This is a genomic window from Pedobacter sp. 01T416_2, from assembly GCF_056398925.1.
Window position 1 is genome coordinate 1 of sequence record NZ_JBFTQI010000622.1, and the last position, 3,610, is coordinate 3,610.

Annotated in this window: 4 protein-coding genes; 1 reads left to right on the forward strand and 3 read right to left on the reverse strand. The window is 36.5% G+C overall.

Annotated features, from left to right (window positions below; all coding sequences use genetic code 11):
- Positions 1-541: ATP-binding protein (locus AC1DPQ_RS21325; protein WP_477610805.1), on the reverse strand; the 541-nt coding region annotated here is incomplete at its 3' end.
- A 202-nt stretch (positions 542-743) separates the two neighbouring features.
- On the opposite strand from AC1DPQ_RS21325, the gene AC1DPQ_RS21330 reads away from it, so the two are divergent.
- Positions 744-893 (forward strand): hypothetical protein, encoded by a 150-nt coding sequence (locus tag AC1DPQ_RS21330; protein WP_477610807.1) that lies wholly within the window; start codon positions 744-746, stop codon positions 891-893.
- A gap of 230 nt (positions 894-1,123) precedes the next feature.
- On the opposite strand, the gene AC1DPQ_RS21335 is transcribed toward AC1DPQ_RS21330, so the two are convergent.
- Complete coding sequence (locus AC1DPQ_RS21335) at positions 1,124-1,369, reverse strand: hypothetical protein (protein WP_477579747.1); 246 nt, start codon at positions 1,367-1,369, stop codon at positions 1,124-1,126.
- A gap of 132 nt (positions 1,370-1,501) precedes the next feature.
- Complete coding sequence (locus tag AC1DPQ_RS21340) at positions 1,502-3,571, reverse strand: AAA family ATPase (RefSeq protein WP_477610806.1); 2,070 nt, start codon at positions 3,569-3,571, stop codon at positions 1,502-1,504.
- Between the last annotated feature and the right edge of the window lie 39 nt (positions 3,572-3,610).

A 3,610-nucleotide genomic window follows, 5' to 3' on the forward strand; every position in this document is an offset into this window, starting at 1 on the left:
GCTTTAGGGCAATGGTTAAATCTCTTAAAAAACCGCTTTTATCTTTAAATTGTTGGCTGATGTTCGTATGAAGGCTTGTAATTTTAACGGAAGTTCCTTCCTCGGACAAAATGCCGTCCAAGTGCAGTTTATTTAAAAGCGTATAATCAAAGTGCCAGTCCGGATTTGATGACCAAAATTTAGGGATACTGACCTTGAAAATATCGTCTTTATCAAAAGACACGACATCTGCCTCCATTCCGATTTTAAATATCGCGCGTTTCATACCTATGCCATACATTCCAAGGGTTTCAAGATTATCATCATCGTGATATTCTTCCGATCTCCCCATTTTGAACGCGTAGTTTTTTGCGATTTCTAAAGGAATACCACCGCAATTGTCCTTTAAAATGAATTCATTTTCATTGATAGTGATTTCTCCATAGTAACCGCTATAACTGTCTTCAACTGCCTTTTTCTTATTTTGTCGATGCACTCCGTCAATGCAATTATCAAGTAAGTCCATAATTGCATCCATCAAGGCAATATCTCTTGTTAACATCGCTACGAAAAATCTTTTTGTAGGTTGGGCGGAAACAGTCCCCGTTGTAGATTTAGTTTGTGTTTTTTTTTTTTTGCATGGCTCGTGATAATTCCACCAATATATTATTTATTAAGTAAGATTGCCAATATTATCGTAACTCAAATTAGTTTACAAATGTTGGGTAACTTTTTATGGTCAAATATTATCATGAAAGTGACTGATATTTTTCAAAAAAAGGAGCGAAATTATGCGTAGTATAAAAGGCGAAAATGCTATGCCTAGGTTAGCTGTTAGAAAATCTTTGTTTCGATTAGATTATAGATATAGTTTGCACCGAAAAAATTTACCCGGTACACCAGACATTGTTTAAAACAATATAAAATTCTCATATGGTTCATGGATGTTTTTAGCACGGTCACGATAATTGCAAGAGATCTGGTTTACTAAAAACTGAAATTGATTTCTGATATATCAAAATTGAGACTAATAAAAACGGAACCTGCGCCTATGCCAAGCAATCTTTCATACTTTTTAGTCTTCCAAAAAAGATAAGACGTCGCCATCATCCCTAATATACCACGACACAAATTTCCTATGATGTTATAAAAGTCGCTGTTCAAAAAACGTGGAGTATAACAGTGCTGCCATTCTTGTTTTTTCCATCCCTGAATATTGGTTGTAAAGTTCAATGTACATCTGCATGGCCTCAAACCATTCATGTAGATTAGCCTGTAGTTGGGGAGATCCGATGCTCTTGTAATTGAGCAAAGTCATCACAAATTCAAATTCATTTTGAGCCTTAGCCTCATTAAAATGGTTTTGAAGGTCATCGATAGCGTTTCCCATAAATAAATATATACCAAATTTAAAGTTGAATTACCTGTTCGTGCAATTGTACTGTAAGCCACCAGATCGAAAAGAGCAAATTGTCTTCAACGTTGTAGGTCCATACAAAAAGCAGTAATTAAATATCTTTTTCTATACTAAATTTTTGCTGTCAATGAAGTCCAATAGTTCCGTAACTAGCTTGGGTATTACTAAGCTTTCCTTTAAATCGGACCAGGTAAACTTTTTCTCCAGGATAGATTTATATATATACTCGGCAAGACTTTTTTTATAGTCTCCCCTCAATGTACCTCCTTGGCCCTCAGAAGTGAACTTTCTAAAACGTTTCTTTCCGTAGGAAAATTTGTCTGTAAAATAAGCACCTAACTTCAATGAGTCATCTCGAGAAATAAAACATGAGTTCACCTCTTGCTCTTTACAACCAATCTCATCAATCAACCATTTTTTTAAGATGTGATTAGGTATGAGGTTTTCAATTTCCGGAAGTTCAGTATTGAAATATTTAAAGTTCTTCTTTTTTATTGCCTTGTAGAATTCGTGTTTGAGTTCTTGGTTAAAATCGGAATCGGCCAGCAGAAATACATTTGAATTGACAAAAAAAGATTTKATTTCCCGCATTACTAACTGATCGCCAGGATCGATGGAACTATCCATGAAGTCATAATGGATTAGATTGGAACCTGCATATTCGATAAAAGTAAAGTTCATTCCCTCAATTGGGGCGACCCTTGCATTTTCTTCCCAACTACAATAAGCATACATAAAAGCTCGAAGATACAATCTGTCTGTAACGCCTTCTACCCAGATGGTGCAGTTGCTGACCAGTACTGAGGTGTTGAAAACGCCGAGCATTTCAAGGGTAGCATATTCATTGCCTGCAAATGATCTAATCGAGGAAGAGGTCTCGTCATTACGGCTGAAAACTAATATCTCGGTATCCGCAGTACTCAGAAGGGTTTCAGATAGTATATGGTTTGAATGGGTATTGATAAAATACCGATGGTTCTTTTTCGCAATTGCGGTGTTTTCCGAAATCGCTTTAATGAAAATGTTTTGAAAACCCGGATGAAGATTGTTTTCAGGTTCGTCTATGAAAATCCACGAATTGTCAGGCGCGGTAAAAATTGGAAACAACAAATTGATCACTGCCTGAACGCCATCGCCAAGATCATAAATGGCAACATCGTCCATCTCACCTGCAATAGAGAGGCGAATATGTTTATCGCTATTACCCTTGTTTTTCTGAGCAACAATATCAACTTCTCTGCCCTGAAAGAAAACCTCGCTAATAAAAGACTCAAATTCAGTGAAGTCCTGTCGGCCTTTTTTTGATCCATTTCGTGCTAGCTCGATCTTGTCATATAAATCAAGACCGGTTTCAATACTGAGGGAACGCACGTCTGCGAGACTATGCTGCTTGATTAAAGTTGATTTGAAAACATCTCCACTGACTCCTTCAAGCATTCTTGAAGATCTAAGAACAGGAATATAAACCATAGCCTTTCGAAAAGGCTCAAAACTTAGCGTATTTAGTTTAGTTAAATATGCATTTAATTTTCTGAAAATTTCAAGCTTAAGGTCAACGTGCTCGACCCAATCTCCCTCTGAGGTATTAGGCAGGGTCAACCTAATGTTGGATGCAATGTTTCCGGAAGCAGTAGGAAACGGGTTACCATCTCCTGCATCCTGTATTTGAGTATACATCTTAAAAAGACAGTCGAGCACTGGCAATACCAGTGAAATGAGTTTCTTAATTTCTGAAAACCCCTCCTCAACAATAGTAAGTAGTAATTGATCGTTGATGTTTTTTAGGTGTTCGGCAAGCTTTCCCAAGTGTAACGAATTATTTGGTGAGCTGTGGACAGAAAAGTAATTATTCAGGTCCTGTGAAGTCTGGCTTTCATCAATCGATCCGCTAAAACCCACCATAATAATATGTTCATTGATACTTTTTGCAGAAACCGCAACAAGTGGCTTAAAGATTTCTAGACTTTCCAAATAATCTTGATTGAGATCAAAATCACCCTCTAATAAAAGTTTTGATTCACGTTTGATAATATTCCGTAAAAACCGACTTTTCCGACTGTTATTAGCTCCGATAATGATGTTTACATCCTTAAGTTGATTTAAAAAGATAGCAGGTCGACCATTCTGTAYGAACTCTGATTTGTTTATTGTATCCTGTAGACGAAGAAAATTCATGTATATTGAGAGATTAAATTCTGTGCACAATTTAGATTA

What these genes read in the sequence shown, in the direction of transcription:
- AC1DPQ_RS21335 (WP_477579747.1), bottom strand. Translation starts at nt 1,369, where the DNA reads ATGGGAAACGCTATCGATGACCTTCAAAACCATTTTAATGAGGCTAAG.